Raw genomic sequence first — 22,468 nt, 5'->3', positions numbered from 1 at the left:
TAACGTTTTGTAACTATTTAGTCGGTTCTTCGGTGGTTTCGAGTGCGTGCCGTTGCAGGTAGAACACTTGAGCAATGATGAAGGCGAAAGTTAGCCCCAGCACGCCAAACAGTTTGAAATCTACCCAAGTCTCTTCACTGAAATTGTAAGCAACAATCAGGTTGATGACGCCAACGAAAGTGAAAAAGCCTGCCCACAGCCAGTTGGCTTTCAGCCAGATAGGTGCGGGTACTTGAATGGCGCTGGCCATCATGCGTTCGGTCAGGGTTTTGCGTGCGCCCACGTATTGGCTGACCACGAAGGCAAGCGCAAAGCCCCAGTTGATAATGCTGACTTTCCACTTGATGAAAATAGGGTCTTTCAGGAACAGGGTCAGCGTGCCGAACACCAGCAGGATAGCCAGCGTGATCAAATGCATCCGCTCAAAACGCCGATGCATGGTGAAATATAAGGCATTCTGTACAATGGTCGCCAAAATGATTACCAATGTCGCCAGCAAGATGGCATCCTTCGGTTCACTCTGGTTAAGTGTCATGAGAGGCAACTGATTGGCGGCTGCAATCCACGCGGGTGGCAGCTCACCGAAAAATTTGTACACCATAAAGAACAGTGCAACCGGGAAAAAGTCAAACAGGAACTTCATACGTATGGGTATAATCGGTTAAAGTTAAACATTCTAAACGATAATTGTGCAATGAGTCAGTATTTTCAAATTCACCCAGAAAATCCCCAGATACGCTTGATACGTCAGGCGATTGCGATCATTCGTGATGGCGGGGTCGTCGTTTTTCCGACGGATTCCAGTTACGCGATTGGTTGTCAAGTTGGCGACAAGGCAGCGATGGAACGTATCCAGCGCATCCGTAGAGTCGACAGCAAGCATAACTTCACCTTGATTTGCCGCGATTTGTCGGAGATTTCCCTCTATGGGCAAGTGGATAATATGAATTACCGCTTGATCAAGTCTTTGACACCGGGGCCGTATACCTTCATCCTGCAAGCCACTCGTGAAGTCCCGCGCCGTTTGCAGAACCCCAAGCGCAAGACTATTGGGGTGCGTTTGCCTGAGCACATTGTCACGCAGACCTTGTTACAGGAATTGAACGAGCCGTTGATGTCCAGCACCCTGATCTTGCCGGGGGAAGATTTGCCGATGGTAGACCCTTACCAGATTCGCTTGTCGCTGGAGCATCAGGTGGATTTGATCATTGATGGTGGTTTCTGCGGGCATGAGCCGACCACCGTGGTGGATTTGATGGACGCAAGGCCGGTTATCCTGCGTGAAGGCAAGGGTAATATTGACTGGTTGGTGGAGCACTAAGCATGGAAGGAATGGATTTAGGTTACGTCATTCGTTTGATTGTGGCAGGGGTAATACCCGTATTGTTCGCCATTACCCTGCACGAAGTGGCGCATGGTTGGGTTGCCAACAAGCTCGGTGACAGTACCGCCAAAATGTTGGGAAGGTTAACCATTAACCCGCTTAAACATATTGATCCGATTGGTACGGTGGCATTGCCTTTGGGTATGTTGCTGATGTCGATGTTGACCACGGGGCAGCCCTTTGCGTTTGGTTGGGCAAAACCCATTCCCGTCAATACCCGCAATTTGAAGCAGCCGCGTCGTGATATGGCGATAGTGGCTATGGCTGGGCCTGCGTCTAATTTTCTCATGGCAGTGTTCTGGGTCATTATGATTCCGGTGTTCGTGGCCTTAATACCAGATGCCAATATTGCGGATGGTTTTGTAACCATGGCGCAGATCGGCTTGGTATTTAATCTGGTGTTGGGGGTGTTGAACTTGTTACCTATCCCACCGCTGGATGGCGGACGGGTATTGGCAGGCTTAGTACCGCGTAACATGGCCGATCTGTTGGATAAAGTTGAACCTTATGGCTTTCCCATTCTGATTGTGTTGTTGTTATTGGGGGTGCTGGATAAGATTATTGGCCCAATCATTGGTACACTGTACCAACTGCTTACTTCTATTATTTAATCAATAAAGGTTTGATGTGAGTACTACGCCTTCGCACAACCAGCGCGTTGTTTCCGGGATGCGCCCGACTGGACTGTTACACTTGGGGCATTATCATGGTGTCCTGAAAAACTGGGTGGAAATGCAGCTCAATTACGAGTGCTTCTTTTTCGTGGCGGACTGGCACGCGCTGACCACCCATTACGAAACACCCGGCGGTATTTCCCAGCACGTTGAAGACATGGCGATTGACTGGCTGGCGGCAGGCATTAGCCCCAGTTCTGCCACGATTTTCACCCAGTCGCATGTGCCGGAACACGCCGAATTGCACTTGCTGCTGTCGATGATTACCCCGCTGGGCTGGCTGGAACGTGTGCCAACCTACAAGGATCAGCAGGAAAAACTCAAGGAACGCGATTTGGCGACTTATGGTTTTCTGGGCTATCCGCTGCTGCAATCGGCTGACATTCTGGTCTACAAAGCCGACCGCGTACCCGTCGGTGAAGATCAGGTAGCGCATATTGAGCTGACCCGCGAAGTGGCGCGACGCTTCAACCATTTGTATGGGAAAGAGCCGGATTTCGAGCAAAAGGCTGAACAAGCTGCCACTAAAATGGGCAAGAAGCAGGCGAAAATGTACCGTGATCTGCGCCGCCAGTATCAGGAGCAAGGCAGTGGCGAAGCGCTGGAAATAGGCCGCGCCTTGCTGGAATCGCAGCAAAACCTGTCACTGGGTGACCGTGAACGCTTGTTTGGTTATCTGGAAGGTTCCGGCAAAATTATCCTGCCCGAGCCACAGGCTGCCTTGACCAAAGCCTCAAAAATGCCGGGGCTGGATGGGCAGAAGATGTCCAAATCCTACAACAACACCATCGCCTTGCGGGAAGCGCCGGAGAGTGTGGAAAAGAAAATCCGCACCATGCCGACTGACCCGGCACGCGGACGCCGCACTGACCCCGGCGACCCGGCGAAATGCCCGGTGTGGCAGTTCCATGAAGTCTATTCCGACGAGACCACCAAGCAGTGGGTGCAGGAAGGTTGCCGCAGTGCGGGCATCGGTTGTTTGGAATGTAAGCAGCCGGTGATTGCAGCGGTACAGGCTGAGCTTGCCCCGATCCAACGGCGTGCTGCCGAGTTTGAAGAAAACCGTGGACGGGTACGCGACATTCTGCGCGAAGGTTCGGAAGCTGCGCGTCAGGTTGCCCGCGAAACGCTGGCGGACGTGATGGAGGCGATGCGCTTTACCCATCATCAGCGATGAGTGTTGTTCAGAAAGAAATGCCGTGGGCGGTGGTGCGTGGTGAGCAACTCATCACCATGCCCGAGGATTTGTACATCCCCCCTGATGCGCTGGAAGTGTTTCTAGAAGCCTTTGAGGGGCCGCTGGATTTGCTGCTGTACTTGATCCGCCGCCAGAATTTCGACATTTGCGACATTCCCATTGCGCAGATTACCGAGCAATACGTGGCCTATGTCGAGCTAATGAAAGATTTCAAGCTGGATTTGGCGGCGGAATACTTGTTGATGGCCGCGATGCTGGCGGAAATCAAATCGCGGCTGCTGTTGCCGCGCTCCACGGAAGTAGTGGAAGAGGACGACCCCCGTGCTCAATTGATGCGCCAGTTACAGGAATACGAGCAGTGCAGGCAAGCGGCGGCTGATCTGGACACCTTACCGCGTCTGGAACGTGAACACTGGGTGGCGCAAACCACCGCTGATTTCCCCACAGCGCCGCGCCCGCAACCGGAAGTGGGGTTACGCGAACTGCTGTTGGCATTTCAAGATGTATTGAAACGCGCGGATATGTTTACATCCCACCAGATTCGGCGCGAACACTTGTCTATCCGCGAGCGTATGACGCATGTGTTGGCGCTATTGCAGGTGCACACTTTCGTACCGTTTGAAAACCTGTTCCGGGTAGAAGAAGGGCGGCGCGGGGTAGTGGTTTCCTTGATGGCGGTGCTGGAATTGCTCAAAGCGCATTTGATTGATGTTGTGCAAGGCGACGAGACGTATGCGCGGCTGTATATTCAGGCTGCCTCTTCAAGTTTCTTGCAGTGACATGAATGGCAATTTTTTAGGCGTTATCTCAATCCCACCCTCTCTAGAGGGTGGATTGTTTAGGTTCGACGGGAATGGCTGGCTATTCCTTAATCCGATACTCCGCCGAACGTGCGTGAGCAACCAGCCCTTCGCCCCGTGCCAGCACCGAGGCAATCTTGCCCAGTGCTGAAGCACCTTCCGCCGAGCAATCAATCAGCGACGAACGCTTCTGGAAGTCATACACCCCCAGCGGGCTGGAAAAACGTGCAGTACGTGAAGTCGGTAAGACATGGTTCGGCCCTGCACAGTAGTCACCCACCGCTTCAGCCGTATAACGCCCCATAAAAATGGCTCCGGCATGACGGATTTGCTTCGCCATTTCACGTGGATTTTCCACGGAAAGCTCCAGATGTTCTGGTGCGATGTAGTTCGCCACTTTCACCGCTTCATCCATATCCTGCACATGGATCAGCACGCCACGGTTTTGCAGCGAGGTGGAAATGATGGCCTTGCGCGGCATTTCTTCCACCAGACGGGCGATGCTGGCTTTGACCTGTTCGATGAAGGCGGCATCCGGGCATACCAGAATGGATTGGGCGTCTTCATCGTGTTCGGCCTGTGAAAACAGATCCATCGCAATCCAGTCCGGGTTGGTTTTACCGTCGCATATCACCAGAATTTCGGAAGGTCCTGCAATCATGTCGATGCCGACCGTGCCGTATACCATGCGCTTGGCGGTTGCCACGTAGATATTGCCGGGGCCGACGACCTTATCGACCTGTGGAACGGTGGCCGTGCCGTAAGCCAAAGCGGCGATAGCCTGTGCGCCGCCGATGGCAAACACGCGGTCAACGTTGGAAATAGCCGCCGCTGCCAACACCAATTCGTTCACCTCGCCGTCCGGCGTGGGTACGACCATGATCAGTTCCGGCACACCGGCAACTTTGGCAGGCACGGCATTCATCAGCACGGAAGAGGGGTAGGCTGCCTTGCCACCGGGCACGTACAAGCCCACCCGATCCAGTGCGGTGACCTGTTGCCCCAGCAGCGTGCCGTCGGCTTCGGTGTAGTCCCACGATTCCATGATCTGGTGTTGCGCGTAGGACTTAAGGCGAGCCGCCGCCTGTTCCAGTGCGCTGCGCTGTTCCGGGGTGATTTTGGTCAACGCTTCTTGCAAACGTGAAGCAGGGATTTCCAGCTCCGCCATGCTGGTAACGCTCATGCGGTCGAAACGGTTGGTGTATTCGACCACAGCAGCATCGCCCCGCTTGCGCACGTCTTTGAGGATGCCGTTGACGGTGTTGAATACGGCGTCATCGGAGACGCTTTCCCATGCCAGCAGCTCTTGCAGCTTTGCCCAGAAATCACTGGCGCTGGTGTTTAATTCGGTAATATTGAGCATGTGTTACTCCTATTTTTTACGCCGCGCATCCACGGCTGCTGCCAACTGACGCAGCACGCTATCCGTGGTGTCCCAGTTGATGCAAGCGTCGGTGATGCTTTGTCCGTAGACCAGTTCTTCGCGTTTTTTGCCATCAGCTTTCTGATTGCCTTCCACCAGATGACTTTCGATCATCACGCCGGTAATGGCCTTGCTGCCAGCGGCAAGCTGTTCCGCAACGCTGGTGGCAACTTCCGGCTGGCGACGGTAGTCCTTGTAGCTGTTGGCATGGCTGAAATCGACCATCAGGTACGGTGGCAATTTGGCTTTTTCCAGTGCAGCCACAGCAGTCGCAACGCTGGCGGCATCATAGTTCGGCTCTTGCCCGCCACGCAGGATTACATGGCAATCCTCGTTACCTTTGGTGGCAAAAATCGCGGTATTGCCTTCCTTGGTCACCGACAGGAAGTGGTGGGGGCGGGAAGAGGCACCAATCGCATCAATCGCAATGTTCAGGTTGCCATACGTACCGTTCTTGAAACCGATCGGGCAAGAAACCCCGGAGGCCAGTTCGCGATGCGCCTGACTTTCGGTGGTGCGTGCACCAATCGCCGCCCAACTGACCAGATCAGCCACGTATTGCGGGCTGATCAGGTCGAGGTATTCCGTTGCGGCAGGCATTCCCTGATTGTTCAGATCCAGCAGCAGCTTACGCGCCATGCGTAAGCCTTTGTTGATGTGGAAGCTGTTATCCATATCCGGGTCGTTGATCAGCCCTTTCCAGCCAATGGTGGTGCGGGGCTTTTCAAAGTAAACGCGCATGATGATGTGTAACTGGTCTTTCAGTTCATGGCGCAGGTGCTGTAAACGCGCGGCGTATTCCATCGCAGCATCGACATCGTGGATGGAGCAGGGGCCAACAACGACCAGCAGACGGTCATCTTCACCGTGCAGGATGCGGTGAGCTTCTTCGCGGGCGTTATGTACCGTTTCGGTGGCGGTTTCATTGAGCGGGAACTCGCGGTGTAGTTCAACGGGCGGGGCGAGTTCGTGCATTCCGATAATGCGCAGGTCGTCTGTTTGGTATTTCATGCCAAGTTCCTTTGTTCTACCGCGTGCTGGATATGGGCAATCAGTTCACGGATAGGGGCGTGTTTAAGTTTCATGGAGGCTTTGTTGACGATCAGGCGCGAGGTGATGTCGGCCATGTGTTCCAGTGGCTCTAGGCCATTGGCCCGCAAGGTGTTGCCGGTATCCACTACGTCGACGATGCAATCCGCTAAGCCGACCAGCGGGGCGAGTTCCATCGAGCCGTAGAGTTTGATGACATCGACCTGACGGCCTTGTTCGGCGAAATACTGGCGGGTGCAGTTGACGAATTTGGTGGCAACTTTCAGCCCGGTAGTGGGTAGCGGGCGATTAGCGAACCCGGCGACCATCAGTTTGCAGCGGGCAATTTGCAAATCAACCAGTTCGTACAGGTCTTGCCCGCCGTGTTCCATCAGCACGTCTTTGCCTGCCACGCCGAGGTCTGCCGCGCCGTATTGCACATAGGTCGGCACGTCGGTAGCACGGATAATCACCAGCTTCACGTCGTCGCGGTTGGTGTCGAGGATCAGCTTGCGGCTGGTTTCCGGGTCATCCAGTGGCTCGATACCGGCAGCTTTGAGCAGCGGTACGGTATCTTTAAAGATGCGCCCTTTAGAGAGCGCAATCGTCAAGGTATCTTTCATAAGTGTCCAGGTTTGTTAACCAGTTGCTTAACCATTGACCCGCTGGATTCGCGCACCCAGCCGGGAGAGTTTTTCTTCAATGCGTTCGTAGCCACGGTCGGTATGGTAAATGCGGTCAACCGTAGTTTTGCCCTGTGCTGCCAAGCCTGCCAGTACCAGCGAGGCGGACGCACGTAAATCCGTTGCCATGACGGGCGCACCTTTGAGCGATGGCATCCCCGCCACGATAGCGGTATTGCCTTCCAGACGGATGTTAGCACCTAAGCGCATCAATTCAGCGACGTGCATCATGCGGTTCTCGAAAATGGTTTCGACAATCACGCCAATGCCACGTGATACTGCATTCATTGCCATGAATTGCGCCTGCATATCGGTCGGGAATGCGGGGTACGGGTCGGTGCGAATGTCGACCGCTTTCAGCACGCGGTCACGCATATCGACTTCAATCCAGTCCGCTCCGGTTGTAACCAGTGCCCCGGCTTCGGTAAATTTGTGCAGTACAGCATCGAGTGTATCAGGTGCGGCTTTTAATGTCCTGACCCGCCCACCAGTGATGGCGGCAGCGGCGAGGAAAGTACCAGTTTCGATACGGTCAGGCAGTACGCTGTAGTCCACACCTTTGAGGCTGGTGACGCCTTCAACGGTGATTTTATCCGTACCTGCGCCTTTGATGTTCGCACCCATCGCGATCAGACAGTTGGCAAGGTCGACAACTTCAGGTTCACGTGCGGCATTTTCCAGAATCGTAGTGCCTTCCGCCAATACTGCTGCCATCAGCAGGTTTTCTGTGCCGGTAACGGTCACGATGTCCATGACGATTTTCGCCCCCCGGAGGCGGCGGGCAGTGGCACGGATGTAGCCTTCTTCGACCACAATTTTTGCACCCATGGCTTCCAGACCCGACAGGTGGATATTGACCGGGCGCGAACCAATCGCGCAACCACCGGGCAGGGAAACTTCAGCTTCCCCGAAACGCGCTACCATGGGCCCCAAAACCAGAATGGAGGCACGCATGGTACGCACCAGATCATAGGGCGCAACAAAATGCTGAATGGTGGACGTGTCAGTGTGGACATTATTGTACTCGTCCATCTCAACACTGACGCCCATGCCCGCGATGACGGCCGCAAGGGTGGACACGTCCTTCAGGCGTGGCACGTTGCGGATGGTCATGGGGGTTTCTGCCAGTAAGGTGGCAGCCAACAAGGGCAGGACAGCGTTTTTTGCGCCAGAGATGTCTACATCCCCGTCCAGTGTTACGCCACCTTCGATAATCAGCTTTTGCATGGTATTAAGATCCGGTTCAGTCGCTTGTCAGCAAAAGGATGGAATAATAGCGAAAAATGCGAGGGGATTCACCGCATCCTGAAAACTTTCCTGCAAACCGCAGGTATAGGGGCTAAAGCGGGGAACTTAATAAGTAAAATTGTTTTCCAAAAAGAACAAATTGGGGCATAAGGCGGCATCAGCGCAAGGCTAGTGCTGCTTTCGACAACATGGGGTTACATATAATTATGATAAAAGCTTGTCATTCAGGGGGAAGCCGCTGGGCTATTGCCTGCCTATTGTTGCTGGGGGGGGCGATGGTCAAGCCTGCTGCGGCATTTTACAACAGTTCATCGGCGTTGGGGACGAATACCAACGAAATCATGGACGACGACTCCAGTGCGCCGTTTATTGATTTGATGAAAATGTCTCTGCCATTCCGGGAAGCGCGCCCGCTTAATAAAGGTAATATCGAATACGACCGTAATGGTTGGCCGACCCGCATTTCCGCAGGTGGGCAGGTGGGCACACGTTTTGTCAGCAAACTCCCGGCGGGAACCATCCCCAGCGGTTCCTATACGGTGCTGTACGAGGGCGAAGGCAAGCTGGAATACGGCAATGATGCGACCGTGCAGAATCAAGCGCCGGGGCGTGACGTGATTATCCTCGATCCGGGTAAGGATAATGAGTTGAACGCCACCTTGTACATCAAGGCTACCGACCCTGCCAATCCAGTGCGCAATATCCGTATTTTGCCGCCGGGAGGTGTTTGTGCCAGTAACCCGTTCCAACGTGTTGCCGCCGCAGGGCAATGCCGGGGGGACTACCTGTCCTTTGAGCAGCATTCCGGTAAAATTATTTTTAACCCGGATTACCTGACGTTTATGCGCGATTACCGGGTCATTCGTTTCATGAACATGAGCGGGATTACCCGTAACCCGGTGTATGCGTGGGAAGACCGTGCCAGTATTGACCAGCAGACGTGGGGCGGGGCAGAAGGTATCCGGGGCGCACCCATGGAAGTCATGGTGGAACTCGCCAACCGTTTGCACGCTGACCCGTGGTTTTCCCTGCCACATGCTGCTAGCAATGACTTTATCCGCCGTTTTGCCGAATACGTGCAAGTGAATCTCGACCCCAGCCTGAAAGTGTATGTGGAATATTCCAACGAAGTTTGGAACGGGGTGTTTACCCAACACGCTTACGCCAAGCAACAAGGCGTACAGATGGGGCTTGACCCCGATCCGAATCAGGCCGCTTACAAGTTTTATTCCAAGCGTTCGGTGGATGTGTTCGGGATCTGGGAACAGGTTTTCCAAGGCAACAAGCGTGTGGTGCGGGTGATGTCGGGTTTGGTGGGGAGTACCCAGATGACCAAGACCATCTTGTCCTACAATGGCGCTTACCGTTTCACCGACGCTTATGCAGTAGCACCGTATGTGTTCGGCGACGCCAATGCCTTGCGTAAGGCACGTAGCGTGGCGGATATTTTCCGCGTCATGACCGACCCGAAATACCCGCATTCCTTGCCCAGCGAATTAAATTCAGTGCGCAAGCAAGCGGATGTCACCAAAAGTTTCGGGGTCGATTTGATTGCGTATGAAGGCGGGCAGCACTTGGTTGAAATGACCACTAAATCGGATAATCAACACCCGAACAACCTATTTTACGCAGCTAATCGTGATCCGAAAATGGCTTCCATCTACCAACAATTATTGACGGGTTGGAAACAGGCGGGCGGTAAATTGTTTGTGCATTTCAGCTCGCCGCGCATTTATCGCAAATACGGCAGCTTTGGCACCAAGGAATACATTACCCAGCCGGATTCACAAGCCCCGAAACACCGTGCCTTGCTGGCCTTTACGCGTGCTAACCCATGCTGGTGGAGTGGCTGTTCCGGCAATAACCTGGTGCGTCAGGCCAAACCGGCTATTACGCTGGAAACCATGAAAACCCAGTCCGAACCGCTGGATGCTACTGCGCCGCAGTACGAACCGATCTACGGCGAACCACCACCGTTCTCGATAGGCAATATCCCGCCGGAAGCATCAACAGCGCAGGAAAGTACGCTAGTTTCCATGCGCAGTGCACCTAATGAGCAATACGTGGTTGGGGGCAATGCTTTGATTCGTAAAGTTCGCAGTCGGGCGAGTGTGTGGCAGGGGGCGTCGGCTTACCAGCTCCGTAATGTGGTGAGTGGCAGCATTGATGGCAAACAGGATTTGGCTGCCTTGTGGCAAGCAAGCTGGGATCAGCAAAACCTCTATGTGCGTATCGGGGTTGAAGATGACAAGCCTGCGGTTAATGATTCCACTGTGCCTTGGGAAGACGATGCTGTGGAGTTGTATCTGGATGCGGATGCTTCGATGGCTGCCCAGTATGACCAGCGCAATGACTTTCACTTCATTTTTAACCTGAAAAATGGCACCGTTGCATTGGGCAAGAACTCACCTCGTGGGGCACGGCTACAGCTAAACCAAAAGCTTACCCGCTCAGCTAATGGCTATGTGTTGGAGGTGATGTTACCGTGGTCAGCATTAGGGGTTAGCCCGCGTTCCGGTCATCGTTTAGGGTTAGATGTACACGTCGATGACGACGATGACGGCGGCGATCGTGACGGTAAATTGACCTGGAAGGCCAAACAGGATGATGCTTGGCAGAACCCTTCTTTATTCGGTGGGGCGATTCTGGGCGATTGACATCCACATGGCTGGCCATAAAGCGAGGCAGACAATGCTCTGGCGCAAGAGCAACTGGCGGGGGAGCTGGAACAGAATGGCTACACCGCCATTCCCACGTTCGGGCTTGACCCGGCGGGCGAATGGCAGGGCGAAGAAAGCTTTTTAGTGCCGGGGCTGGATCTGGAAAATGCCAAGTTTCTGGTCTTGCCAATGCGGAAGAGGAGCCAGCGACAGAGAGTGCAACCTCACAATTCTCCCGATTTTACCAAATTTTGGGAAATCGGGGTTCTCACGGCATCCTCGACCAGGGGAGGCCGGGGACGGTTTCTTTATCAGTAATCGCGTAAAACCTCGTCCTTCAGGGCGAGGATATAAGCGTCTTCGGCTTTCTCTGATGAAGTATCGTTCATCCCAAGTCCGCATCCGCGACAAATACGCGCCTGTGTTGCATCAATGGGCGTTTGAGTGCAATCAGGTGTGGAATTTCGCTAATGCTTACACGGCGGAATACAGCAACATCCCCATTCCCGGTGTAGGTTGGGTGCGCAGTAACATCACCGCCTTCGACTTAGCCAAATAGCAGGCTGCGTACAAAAAAGAGCGCGGCTTCACCCTGCATTCGCAAACCGTGCAAGAAGTCACCGAAGCCCACGCGAAAGCCCGAAAACAGTTCAAAAAAGACAAATTGCGCTGGCGGATTTCCGGTGGCTCCCAACGTTCGCTGGGCTGGATTCCCTTCAAGTCGGGTGCGGCGGTTTGGAAGGACGGACAAGTTCGCTATAACAAGCATTTTTTCAAAGTGTGGGACAGTCTGTAGCGATGGCACGGTGTTGGAACGCCAGCAGCGTTACCGAAATCTTGAGGTGAAACTCGGCAAAGCCCAACGCGCCCATCAAAAACGGCGGGTCAAGGCTATCCATGCCAAAATCAAGCATCAACGCCAAGACGACACCCACAAATTTACCACCGCACTGGTGCAACAGCACAGTGCGATATTCGTCGGCAACGTCAGCAGTGCTGGCTGGGCAAAAACCACGATGGCGAAAAGCGTCTTGGATGCAGGCTGGTTCATGTTGAAAACCCAACTGAAATACAAAGCGATAGCGCGGTCAGTGGTGTTTGCAGAAGTCAACGAAGCGTACAGTACCCAGACTTGTTCGTGTTGCGGCAGTCTTTCCGCCAACAGTCCGAAAGGTAGAGCAGGTCTTGGAATAAGGGAATGGACGTGTGCCAACTGTGGCACGCTGCACGACAGAGATGTCAATGCAGCCCGCAACATTCTCGCGGCTGGGCATAGCCGTCTCGCAGGAGGAATCCTCGTCCGTTAGGGCGGGGAGGATGTCAACCCTTCCCCCGTCACTCCCAACCCGCTAAAATCCCCCTCTTTCCCTGCAACCCAAGGAACCCCCATGTCTCACATGCAGTTCGACCTGCTCACCAGCGACGGAACCGCCCGGCGCGGACGCCTCACTTTCCCGCGTGGCACGGTAGAAACCCCCGCCTTCATGCCCGTCGGCACCTATGGCACGGTCAAAGCCATGACCCCGGAAGAACTGCAAGGCTTAGGTGCAGAAATTATCCTCGGCAACACCTTCCATCTGATGCTGCGCCCCGGCACCGAGATCGTGAAATTGCACGGCGATTTGCACAACTTCATGCACTGGGAAAAGCCTATCCTCACCGATTCCGGCGGCTTTCAGGTATTCTCACTCGCAGAAATGCGCAAGATTTCCGAAGAAGGTGTACGTTTCCAATCCCCCGTCAACGGCAGCAAAGTGCTAATGACCCCGGAATCGTCCATGCAAGTGCAACGCGACCTCGGTTCCGACATCGTAATGATTTTCGACGAATGCACCCCTTTCCCCGCTACCCACACCCAAGCCCGCGAGTCGATGGAACTTTCCCTGCGCTGGGCAAAACGCAGCAAGGATGCACACCAAGGCAACCCTTCAGCATTGTTCGGCATCGTGCAAGGCGGCATGTATGAAGAACTGCGCAAGGTTTCCGCCCACGGCCTGCTCGACATCGGCTTCGACGGCTACGCGATTGGTGGCCTGTCCGTCGGCGAACCCAAAGATGAACGCGACAAAGTGCTGGAATGCACCCTGCCCGAACTGCCAACCGACCGCCCCCGCTACCTGATGGGTGTCGGCAAACCGGAAGACATTGTGGAAGCAGTCAAACGCGGCGTAGACATGTTCGATTGCGTGATCCCCACCCGCAATGCCCGTAACGGCTTCCTGTTCACCCGCTACGGCACGCTGAAAATTCGCAACAGCCAGTACCAGAACGACACCCGCCCAATTGATGAAAAGTGCGGCTGCTACACCTGCCAGCACTATTCTCGTGCCTACTTGCGCCATCTCGACAAATGCGGGGAAATCCTCAGCGCCCGCCTCAACACCATCCACAACCTGTATTACTATCAGGAATTGATGCGCGGCATCCGCGAAGCGATTGCAGCCGGAACGTTTGAGGCATTTGTGCGCGAATTCTACGCGCTACGGCAACAGGAAACCGCCTAAACCCTGTTGCGACACCTTGCGCCCTGCCATCTTGACCGCATGGCGCAAGGCTTCTTCCAACAATTGCCCAGTAGCCAGCGCGTGTACCAGACAAGCGTTGAATACATCCCCCGCCCCCAGTGTATCCATCACCTTGACGTGCAAAGCAGGCGCATGGAACACCACCCCAAGCTGGTCAATCGCCCACGCCCCCGCCGCACCCCACGTACACGTCATCCACACCTTGCCATGCTTTTCCTGCCGATCGCGCAAAAAGCTTTCCGCATCAACAAAGCCTTGAGCCTGCGCATACGCTCGCGGAAACATCACCAGATCCACCTGTTCAATCAAATCCTCCAAACCGTCGCGGACTTTTTCAATTTCCAGTGAAATCGGCTGATCGAAAATATTTTCGCGGGTATACGCCAGCATCTTGCTGAGTTCTGCCACGTTGCGCCCCTCAAAATGCAGCCAGTCGTAACGTTCCACCGGGATACCGCAAAAATCGTCTGCTGACAACTCAGCCAGCTCGCGGTGATGCACAATGGTGCGGCTGCCATTTTTCTGATTCAGGGTAATGTAGGAAACTGGCGATACGCCCGATAAATGACGCACATGATCCAACCCGATAGATTTTTCCGCCAAGCGCGTGGCAATGCGTTGACCATCGGCATCATCCGCTATTACCCCGACAAAATCGCAGCGGTGTAAATGAGCAGCCAGCACTTGCGCCATATTGGCGGCATTACCACCCGTTTCTGTCCACTGCTGTAAGGCACGCATTTCCTCGTCTTCATGTGGGTAATGATCAACCACATTGACAATATCCAGGGTCGCATTACCCGTTATCAGAATAAAACTCATACTAATTTTTCATCCATGTGCAGTATTTTGTGGAGAAGAAGATTTCAAGAAACTGACCGTATTATCCAGTTCCACCTGTTTCACTAACAACTTCTTCATGCCCCAAGGCACGAACTGGAGCAGCGTGATGCCCGCGCTGCCCAGCAATAACATGCTGCCCAAAATGTTGCCAACCATCGCATCAGCATCCAGCAAGTTGCCAATGCCGAATAGATCCAACACAAAACGCAGCAAATAAAACATCAGGGATGCCAGCAACAAAATGGTCGATATGTGTACCAGTGCTCCGCCCGTCTGGTTGACCCATGACCAGCGCTGCCGTTCCTTTTCAGCCACCTGTTCGTAATGGCGTGAACGCAGACGCACTTCATGGATAATGCGTTGCTGGGAAGCGGCCAGAATCCGCGCACCAATTTGCTGTTCACGCTGGCTGAGGGTCACATACGGCAAATGCGTCATGACCCGTTCATGCTGTTCGACAACTTGCAGAAACAATGCCCCCGAATCAATCTGATCCGGCAAGGCCAAACTCGCCAGTGCATTCTGCTGCCATTGAGCATGGACATAATGCTGGATGCGTTGCACCCGCACGCTGCGTAAATCCTGTAACACACCAGCCAGTTCCGGCTTCCCGGCAAAATCCGGTTCCGCCTGCGCCTGCACGTAATACAGCGGGGAACGCCCCACCACTTGCGCCAACTGTTGCGCGGCGGCTTGGGTTTCGCCACCTGCTGCCAAGTAACGTGACAGTTCATAGCGCACTTCCAGATCGCCCGGCACAGCATGTGGTAAAACACTCAAAGCAAGCTCGGCGGCTTTGCCAAATTCCTGCAAACCATACCAAGCATCCGCCAGATGCCGCCGCGCAAACTGCGCAAACAGTGGGTTACACGGTTCGGCCTGTTGTACGGCAATATTCAGGTGAAAAGCAGCTTCTGGCAGCTTGTCCAGCAAGAATAAGTACATCCAGCCCAACTCGAAGTGCGCCCGGTAATTATATTCATTGGCGCTCAGGGCATCGTTGAGCATCCGCTCTGCCAACAAAACCCGTTGCTGCGCATCAGCAGCAGATACCACCAAGGATTCGGACAGTTGCTTGCTGGCAAAATCCGCCCCCATACCCGCCCGGTACAAGCTGAAACTACCTTGGCTATCCGCCAGCAATTGCTTGCGCAAGCGTTCCTTGTCTTGGGAGAGTGCCTGACTCTGGGTGAAAACGGTGGCAGCCTGCCACTCCAGATGCGCTTGCAAGCCCGGCATGACAGCATCATTTTCACCTGAACGGTGCAAATTGCCGCGTATGCCCTTGTCCAACAGCCTAGTAATATCCTGTGGCTGCATACCCCGCAGGGACGCGATGTACTCCAGATTGAGGCGATGAAAGGCATGAAACTGGCGAGCAAGTAATTCGTCAGACAGCATAATGGTATCCAGATTAATGACACTATAGGGTTGTTGTGACAAATATTATATCAGCTCATCGGTATTTCAACCCATTTTTTCAGGGTGAGTTGGGAACTGCGATACCTAATCTGTTATGATCCGCGTTGAAATTTACTTAGGAGCTGAAACTATGCCCTGGAACGAACCGGGTGGGAATCAACAAGACCCATGGTCTGGCAAAAAACGCGGATCGGGTGGCAATGATCCCGAAGAACTTATCCGTAAACTTAACCAAAAACTCGGCACCCTGTTTGGTGGTTCCGGTGGTGATGGCGACGCTAACAACCAAGGCGGCAAAGGCTTGCTGTTACTGGCGGGCGTGCTGGTCATTGGCTGGCTACTGTCAGGTTTTTATACGGTTGACTCACGTCAAGAAGGCTTGGTATTACGCTTTGGTGCGTATCAGGAAACCACTGATGCGGGTCTGCACTGGCGTATGCCTTACCCTATCGAAACCGTTGAAATCGTCGACGTTGAGCAAAACCGTAGTGCGCAAGACCGCAGTATCATGCTGACCAAAGACGAAAACATCGTTGAAATCGCGGTATCAGCACAATACAAAGTCCGCAACCCGGAAGAATTTGCGTTCAACGTTTTAAACCCTGACTCCACCACTGACCAGACACAGGGAACCTTGTATCAAGTGCTGCGCGGCACCACCCGTGAAGTCATTGGCCGCAATGATATGGACTTCATCCTCAAGGAAGGCCGCGAACAAATCGCCATTGCTATCCAGAGCCAAATGCAGCAAGTCCTCGACAGCTACAAAATTGGCTTGCAAGTCATCACGGTTAACCTGACCTACGCGGAAGCCCCTCCCCAAGTCAAAGCAGCCTTTGACGAAGCCAACAAAGCACGGGAAGACGCCAACCGTTACAAAAACGAAGCGGAAACCTACTCCAACCGGGTTCTCCCGGAAGCGCGTGGTGAAGCAGCGCGGGTCAAGGCCAGTGCTGAAGCCTACCGTCAGGAAACCGTCGCCAGAGCGGAAGGTGACGCATCCCGTTTTACCCAACTGGTCGGCGAATACCGCAAAGCACCTGCGATTACTCGTGAACGCCTCTATCTGGATACCATGGAAGAGGTCATGTCAGCCAGCCGCAAAGTCATGATTGACAGCACCAACAGCAACAACCTGATGTATCTGCCACTCGACAAACTGGGCATACAAACAGGGGCTGCCAACAGCGAAACCATTCCTCCAGCGGTAGCCGCACAAGCAGCTCAAGCCATCAACAATGGTAACGCTGCCACCTCTGCTGCTGGTGGCATTAGTAATGGCGATGTGATGCGCCAACCCCGTGAACCCAGCATCAGGGAGAGCCGCTAATGGATATTAAAAACATGATCGCAGGCGTGATCGGCTTGATTGCTTTACTGCTCTACAATTCCCTGTATACCGTTGACCAGCGTGAAAAAGCCATCCTCTTCAAATTCCGCGAAATTGTGAACGCGGATATTGGGCCAGGGCTGCACTTCCGCCTACCCTTCGTGAATAGCGTCACCACCTTCCCGGCACGCATCCAGACGCTCACTTCCAAACCGGAGCAATTCCTGACGGGTGAGAAAAAATATGTGACCGTGGATTTCTTCGTTAAATGGCGCATTCAGAATGTGGCAGCCTTCTACGGTGCGACCGGCGGCGGGCGCATCGGCGATGCTGAAAACCGTCTGGAACAGCTCATGAAAGATGGCTTGCGCAACGAATTTAGCCGCCGCACCATTGAACAGGCGCTGTCTGCCGAACGTGGCAATATCATGCAAGGTCTGGAAAGCAAGTCCAACGAAGTCGCCAAACAACTCGGTATCGAAATTGTTGACGTGCGCGTCAGCCGGATCGACTTCCCGGATACGGTTAGCGACTCCGTTTACGACCGGATGCGTTCTGACCGTCAACGGGTTGCGCAAGACTTCCGTTCACGCGGTAAGGAAGAAGCTGCCAAGATCGAAGCCACGGCTGACCGTGAAGCCACCATCCTCAAAGCAGAAGCCTACAAGGAATCGGAAACCATCCGTGGTGAAGGCGATGCTAAAGCGGCGGATATTTACGCCCGTGCTTACCAGCAGGATGCTGAATTCTACGCGTTCTACCGTAGCTTGGGCGCTTACCGCAACGCCATGGGTAAAAACGGTGATGTGATGGTCGTGGACCCCAGTTCTGAGTTCTTCCGCTATTTCAAAAATCAAGCGATTCGATAAACTGACCCGTGGCATTTAACTGGAACGATTTGTTAACTGCCCTTGCCCTCCTGCTGATACTGGAGGGGCTTATGCCATTCTTAAGCCCTTCCAGCCTTAAACAAGCCTACCGCGAATTACTCAAATTACCTGACAAAACCTTACGAACCATTGGTCTGGTCAGTGTAATTGCTGGTATCCTACTGCTCTTTTTGACTGAATAGCTGCAACCATGCTGAATACTCACCACTATTGGGCACTTCCTGACGGAATCAGCGAAGCCCTGCCCGATGAAGCCGAAGCGCTGGAGCAACTGCGCCGCAGCCTGCTCGACCTGTATGCCACTTGGGGCTACCGTTTGGTTATGCCACCATTGGTGGAGTTCATGGAATCTCTGCGTACCGGGCACGGCACGCATCTGGATGTGCAAACCTTCAAGCTGACCGACCAGTTGAGCGGGCGCATGATGGGGGTACGTGCCGACATGACACCACAAATTGCCCGCATTGATGCCCACAAGCTGCAAACCGAGCACCCCAACCGCCTGTGTTACATGGGCAGCGTATTGCGTACCCGCAGCATCCATGACGGCTCACGCTCCCCGCTGCAAGTCGGGGCAGAACTGTTCGGTCATGCTGGGTTGGACAGCGATGTCGAGGTCATCTCCCTGCTACTGGAAACACTCGCACATTGCCAAGTCCCCCAACCCTTGCTGGATATTGGTCACGTAGGCATTTTCCGCACACTGGCGCGGGAAGCGGGTATGAGCGAGCAACAGGAAAACGATTTCTACGACATGTTGGTGCGCAAATCCCTCCCCGAGATTGATGCATGGCTGGCACAGGCCAAACTCCCGGCTGAGGTGAGTGCTTGCCTGCAACAACTGCCGCGCCTCAACGGTTCTGTCGAAGTGCTGGATCAAGCCATCACCTTATTTGCCAATGCCCACCCGGAAGTCCAGGAAGCGCTGGCCTATTTGCGCACCTTAACAGCACGTATCACCACTCACTTCCCCCAGTGCAATATTCATGTTGATCTGGCTGAATTGAGCGGTTACGACTACCATACAGGCATTGTGTATGGCATTTATACACCCGGTATGGGGCGTGAAGTCGCACGCGGTGGGCGTTATGATGGCATCGGTGAAGCCTTTGGACGTACCCGGCCTGCGACGGGTTTCAGTACTGATTTGCGCACGCTGGCCACCTTTGGCTTACAGCAGACCGCTAAACCAGCAGCCATTTTTGCCCCAGCAGCGCAAGATGCAGCATTGGAACAACTGATTCGTAAATTGCGCGGACAGCAGCAGCGGGTAATCCGCGCACTGGAAGGCCAGGCACCCGACCCAGCAGCACTGGGTTGCACCCAACAAATAACCCAGCACGATGGCCAATGGCGCGTCGTGGCTATTTGAAACTTACTAACATCTTTTGGCATATTTGAGCGAGACTGACATGGGAAAATTCGTCGTTGTATTGGGCACTCAGTGGGGTGATGAAGGCAAAGGCAAGATCGTTGATCTGCTGACTGAAAATGCCTCCGCCGTAGTTCGTTTTCAGGGTGGGCATAATGCCGGTCATACACTGGTCATCAACGGTGAAAAAACCGTATTGCATCTGGTACCTTCCGGTATTTTGCGCGAAGGTGTCGAGTGCATGATTGGCAACGGTGTCGTCGTCGCCCCTGATGCGCTGCTCAAGGAAATCGAAATGCTGGAAGCGCGTGGCGTACCTGCACGTGACCGCCTGAAAATTTCCGAAGCCTGCCAACTGATCCTGCCTTACCACATTGCGTTGGATGCTGCCCGCGAAAAAGCCCGTGGCAAGCAAGCGATCGGTACAACCGGGCGCGGCATTGGCCCAGCTTACGAAGACAAAATTTCCCGCCGTGGCCTGCGGGTTGGCGATTTGCTGAACCCGGAACAGTTTGAAATCAAACTGCGCAGCATCATGGAGTACCACAACTTCACGCTGGTCAATTACTTCAAGTGCGATGCAGTTGACGTAGACGCGGTACTGGCTGAAGCCATGCAAATGGCCGAAATCATCAAGCCAATGATTGCCGACATCCCTAACCGTCTATCCGAACTGCGTAAATCTGGCAAAGATGTCATGCTGGAAGGTGCACAAGGCACGCTGCTGGACATCGACCACGGTACTTACCCATTCGTGACCTCCTCCAGCACTACGGCTGGCGGCGCTTGTACCGGTTCTGGTATTGGTCCACGCCACATTGACTACATCCTCGGCATTACCAAAGCCTACACCACGCGTGTTGGTTCTGGCCCATTTCCGACCGAGTTGTTTGATGACGTGGGTGCTTACATCGCCAAGCAAGGCAATGAATTTGGTTCCACCACGGGGCGTCCGCGCCGTTGCGGCTGGTACGATGCGGTTTCCCTGCGTCGCGCCATGAATATCAATTCCATCAGTGGCCTGTGCATCACCAAGCTGGATGTACTCGACGGCATGGAAACTGTGCGCATTTGCACCAGCTACACGCTGGATGGCAAGACTATCGACGTACCACCAGTGGATACCGATGCGTTCGAGCGTTGCGTACCGGTTTACGAAGACATGCCGGGCTGGAGCGAATCCACCTTTGGTGTTACCAGCTATGACGCGCTGCCTGCCAACGCCAAAGCCTACCTCAAGCGTCTGGAAGAAGTGGTCGAAACCCCCATCGACATCATTTCCACTGGCCCTGACCGTGACCAAACCATTATCCTGCACGACCCTTACGCTGCATAATGGATGGCATGGATGTTAGCCGCCGCTTTGGTGGCATCGTCCGCACTTACGGTGAAGCGGCATTTAACCGCTTCACCCGTTCCCATGTGTGCATCATCGGTGTGGGTGGCGTAGGCTCCTGGGCCGTTGAAGCCCTTGCCCGCAGTGGCATTGGTACACTGACCCTGATTGATCTGGATAATGTCAGCGAGTCCAACATCAATCGCCAGTTAGTTGCACTCGGCAGCACCATCGGCCGTGCCAAAATCGAGGTATTGCGGGAACGTTGCCTCGACATTAACCCTGACTGCCAACTGCATCTTGTTGAAGATTTTATCGACAAGGACAATCTTGCGAACCTCATTCGCCCAGAATTCGATTACGTGCTGGACTGCATCGACAATGCCCGCACTAAAGCTGCCCTGATTGCTTATTGCCGCCGCAACAAAATTCGCCTGATTACTGCCGGTGGCGCGGGTGGGCAAAAAGACCCCAGCAAAATCCGCCTGACCGACCTGACTAAAACCGTGCAAGACCCCTTGCTCTCGAAAGTGCGCAAGGAACTGCGCCAGCATTACGGTTTCAGCAGCAACCCCAAACGCCGCTTTGACGTGCCCGCTGTGTGGTCGGAAGAAGCCATGACCTTGCCCGAACGAGCGGATGGTGCAAGCGCCTGTGACCTGAGTTGCGCGGGAGGCATCGGCTCAGTAACGACAGTGACGGCGAGTTTTGCTTTCATCGCCGTCAGCCATGTTTTGGGAAAGCTGGCAGCCCACTAAGTAAGCGAACCAACCCTTTCTGGTGTATTCTCAGCAATAGAAACCAGAGGAGGAGAATTTCGCTATGTCACCCACAGAAAAAACCGACAACAATATTCATGAACCTGAAGTAACAGAAACCCCCCGTTTGCGGCCGTTTGTTGCCCCTTGCCGTCAGCTCACCCCAACCGCCCCCCTGCGCTGGCTAAAACAAGGCTGGCAGGACTTTAAGCAGGCTCCACTACTGAGCATGGTATACGGTTCGCTCTTCATGCTGGCCAGTTGGGTGATTGCCTTATGGTCATGGCAAGTGGGCAGTTTCACCATGCTCATCGTCTTGTTCTCTGCTTTTGTGTTTCTTGGCCCCGCGCTGGCCATGGGCTTGTATTCCGTCAGTTGCCAACTTGATCGCGGCATGAAACCCCGCATCGGGTTCTGCCTGAAACAGGGCAGGAAACGCCTCGGCAACCAACTGGTGTTTGCTTTTGCCCTGTTGGTCATCTTTTTGGTCTGGGCGCGAGCGGCCGCCATCGTCAATATTTTCCTACCCATGGCGCGAAGCCCTGACTTTTCGGAATTGCTAACATTCCTGATCATCGGCTCTGTTGTCGGTTTGTTGTTTACCTTGATCGTTTACGCTGCCAGCGTGTTTTCCCTACCCATGATCATGGATCGGGATGTGGATGCGATTACCGCCGTACTGAGCAGTATCAATGCTGTCCTGAAAAACAAGGCTGCCATGCTGCTGTGGGCGTTGATTATTCTGGGGTCCGTTTTAGTGGGCTTCCTGACGCTGTTTCTGGGCTTTATCGTTACCTTGCCGGTGATTGGCTACGCCAGTTGGCGGGGCTACCGGGAAACCATTATCGGCGATGAATGGCAGCAAGACCCGGAAACAGCCGCCTGATCCGGGC

General features: G+C 54.1%; 23 protein-coding genes and 1 pseudogene. 17 read left to right on the top strand and 7 right to left on the bottom strand.

The window, feature by feature from the left end; translation table 11 throughout:
• Positions 1-13 precede the first annotated feature (13 nt).
• Positions 14-643, bottom strand: a complete 630-nt coding sequence (locus J9253_RS05760; protein WP_210223704.1) for a septation protein A — start codon at positions 641-643, stop codon at positions 14-16.
• Between the two features lie 51 nt (positions 644-694).
• On the opposite strand from J9253_RS05760, the gene J9253_RS05755 reads away from it, so the two are divergent.
• Genes J9253_RS05755 through J9253_RS05740 form a run of 4 tightly spaced genes read left to right on the top strand, consistent with a single transcriptional unit; the run spans position 695 to position 4,035 of the window.
• Entirely contained in the window at positions 695-1,321 is a 627-nt protein-coding gene (locus J9253_RS05755) for an L-threonylcarbamoyladenylate synthase (RefSeq protein ID WP_210223703.1), read from the top strand.
• Between the two features lie 2 nt (positions 1,322-1,323).
• A complete protein-coding gene (locus tag J9253_RS05750; protein ID WP_228291517.1) occupies positions 1,324-1,995 on the top strand; it encodes a site-2 protease family protein in 672 nt (223 codons plus the stop codon).
• Between the two features lie 16 nt (positions 1,996-2,011).
• Positions 2,012-3,235 carry a tryptophan--tRNA ligase gene (locus J9253_RS05745; protein WP_210223702.1) on the top strand — a complete coding sequence of 408 codons (1,224 nt, stop codon included), beginning with the start codon at positions 2,012-2,014 and terminating at the stop codon, positions 3,233-3,235.
• Entirely contained in the window at positions 3,232-4,035 is an 804-nt protein-coding gene (locus tag J9253_RS05740) for a segregation and condensation protein A (RefSeq protein ID WP_210223701.1), read from the top strand. Before J9253_RS05745 ends, J9253_RS05740 begins: the two co-directional genes overlap by 4 nt.
• A gap of 82 nt (positions 4,036-4,117) precedes the next feature.
• Here J9253_RS05740 and hisD read toward each other — a convergent pair whose 3' ends face one another.
• The 4 genes from hisD to murA are packed head-to-tail and all read right to left on the bottom strand — an operon-like array spanning position 4,118 to position 8,418.
• Positions 4,118-5,419: a histidinol dehydrogenase gene (gene hisD / locus J9253_RS05735; protein ID WP_210223700.1), complete on the bottom strand. Its 1,302-nt coding sequence runs from the start codon at positions 5,417-5,419 to the stop codon at positions 4,118-4,120.
• A gap of 9 nt (positions 5,420-5,428) precedes the next feature.
• On the bottom strand, positions 5,429-6,490 hold the full coding sequence (gene aroG, locus J9253_RS05730; protein ID WP_210223699.1) for a 3-deoxy-7-phosphoheptulonate synthase AroG: 1,062 nt from the start codon (positions 6,488-6,490) through the stop codon (positions 5,429-5,431).
• Positions 6,487-7,131, bottom strand: a complete 645-nt coding sequence (gene hisG / locus J9253_RS05725) for an ATP phosphoribosyltransferase (RefSeq protein ID WP_210223698.1) — start codon at positions 7,129-7,131, stop codon at positions 6,487-6,489. The genes aroG and hisG overlap by 4 nt, the downstream gene beginning before the upstream one ends.
• A gap of 27 nt (positions 7,132-7,158) precedes the next feature.
• Complete coding sequence (murA, locus tag J9253_RS05720; RefSeq protein WP_210223697.1) at positions 7,159-8,418, bottom strand: UDP-N-acetylglucosamine 1-carboxyvinyltransferase; 1,260 nt, start codon at positions 8,416-8,418, stop codon at positions 7,159-7,161.
• Positions 8,419-8,645: 227 nt separating this feature from the next.
• On the opposite strand from murA, the gene J9253_RS05715 reads away from it, so the two are divergent.
• The 6 genes and pseudogenes from J9253_RS05715 to tgt all read left to right on the top strand — a co-directional run bounded on the left by J9253_RS05715 (position 8,646) and on the right by tgt (position 13,603).
• The gene (locus J9253_RS05715; RefSeq protein ID WP_210223696.1) at positions 8,646-11,096 is read left to right on the top strand and encodes a sugar-binding protein; all 2,451 of its coding nucleotides are present in this window, start codon (positions 8,646-8,648) and stop codon (positions 11,094-11,096) included.
• Between the two features lie 33 nt (positions 11,097-11,129).
• Positions 11,130-11,417 (top strand): annotated as a pseudogene (locus J9253_RS21285) (DUF3293 domain-containing protein); the annotation flags it as partial.
• A gap of 55 nt (positions 11,418-11,472) precedes the next feature.
• Positions 11,473-11,658, top strand: coding sequence for a hypothetical protein (locus J9253_RS21280; RefSeq protein WP_407701787.1), 186 nt, complete (start codon positions 11,473-11,475; stop codon positions 11,656-11,658).
• A gap of 48 nt (positions 11,659-11,706) precedes the next feature.
• Positions 11,707-11,895, top strand: coding sequence for a hypothetical protein (locus J9253_RS21275; RefSeq protein ID WP_407701786.1), 189 nt, complete (start codon positions 11,707-11,709; stop codon positions 11,893-11,895).
• A 10-nt stretch (positions 11,896-11,905) separates the two neighbouring features.
• A complete protein-coding gene (locus tag J9253_RS21270; protein ID WP_407701785.1) occupies positions 11,906-12,406 on the top strand; it encodes an RNA-guided endonuclease InsQ/TnpB family protein in 501 nt (166 codons plus the stop codon).
• A 90-nt stretch (positions 12,407-12,496) separates the two neighbouring features.
• A complete protein-coding gene (tgt, locus tag J9253_RS05700; RefSeq protein WP_210224546.1) occupies positions 12,497-13,603 on the top strand; it encodes a tRNA guanosine(34) transglycosylase Tgt in 1,107 nt (368 codons plus the stop codon).
• Here tgt and J9253_RS05695 read toward each other — a convergent pair.
• Both J9253_RS05695 and J9253_RS05690 read right to left on the bottom strand, forming a co-directional pair.
• Entirely contained in the window at positions 13,580-14,446 is an 867-nt protein-coding gene (locus tag J9253_RS05695; protein WP_210223695.1) for a PfkB family carbohydrate kinase, read from the bottom strand. The two genes, tgt and J9253_RS05695, sit on opposite strands and share 24 nt — an antisense overlap.
• 9 nt (positions 14,447-14,455) lie before the next feature.
• Positions 14,456-15,868, bottom strand: a complete 1,413-nt coding sequence (locus J9253_RS05690) for a hypothetical protein (protein WP_210223694.1) — start codon at positions 15,866-15,868, stop codon at positions 14,456-14,458.
• Between the two features lie 151 nt (positions 15,869-16,019).
• Between J9253_RS05690 and hflK the strand changes: the two genes are divergently transcribed.
• The 7 genes from hflK to J9253_RS05655 all read left to right on the top strand — a co-directional run bounded on the left by hflK (position 16,020) and on the right by J9253_RS05655 (position 22,461).
• Positions 16,020-17,219, top strand: a complete 1,200-nt coding sequence (gene hflK / locus J9253_RS05685; protein ID WP_210223693.1) for an FtsH protease activity modulator HflK — start codon at positions 16,020-16,022, stop codon at positions 17,217-17,219.
• On the top strand, positions 17,219-18,088 hold the full coding sequence (gene hflC / locus J9253_RS05680; protein WP_210223692.1) for a protease modulator HflC: 870 nt from the start codon (positions 17,219-17,221) through the stop codon (positions 18,086-18,088). Before hflK ends, hflC begins: the two co-directional genes overlap by 1 nt.
• Before the next feature lie 8 nt (positions 18,089-18,096).
• The gene (locus J9253_RS05675; protein WP_028489761.1) at positions 18,097-18,291 is read left to right on the top strand and encodes a DUF2065 domain-containing protein; all 195 of its coding nucleotides are present in this window, start codon (positions 18,097-18,099) and stop codon (positions 18,289-18,291) included.
• Positions 18,292-18,299: 8 nt separating this feature from the next.
• Positions 18,300-19,481 (top strand): ATP phosphoribosyltransferase regulatory subunit, encoded by a 1,182-nt coding sequence (locus tag J9253_RS05670; RefSeq protein ID WP_210223691.1) that lies wholly within the window; start codon positions 18,300-18,302, stop codon positions 19,479-19,481.
• 40 nt (positions 19,482-19,521) lie between these two features.
• Entirely contained in the window at positions 19,522-20,817 is a 1,296-nt protein-coding gene (locus J9253_RS05665) for an adenylosuccinate synthase (protein ID WP_210223690.1), read from the top strand.
• 8 nt (positions 20,818-20,825) lie between these two features.
• Positions 20,826-21,575, top strand: coding sequence for a tRNA cyclic N6-threonylcarbamoyladenosine(37) synthase TcdA (gene tcdA, locus J9253_RS05660; protein ID WP_228291516.1), 750 nt, complete (start codon positions 20,826-20,828; stop codon positions 21,573-21,575).
• Between the two features lie 64 nt (positions 21,576-21,639).
• Positions 21,640-22,461, top strand: a complete 822-nt coding sequence (locus J9253_RS05655; protein WP_210223688.1) for a DUF2189 domain-containing protein — start codon at positions 21,640-21,642, stop codon at positions 22,459-22,461.
• The last annotated feature ends 7 nt before the right edge of the window (positions 22,462-22,468 follow it).

Source organism: Thiothrix litoralis (assembly GCF_017901135.1).
GTDB lineage: Bacteria > Pseudomonadota > Gammaproteobacteria > Thiotrichales > Thiotrichaceae > Thiothrix > Thiothrix litoralis.
Note: the sequence above shows the minus strand (reverse complement) of the source record. Positions and strands in the feature narration are given on the sequence as shown.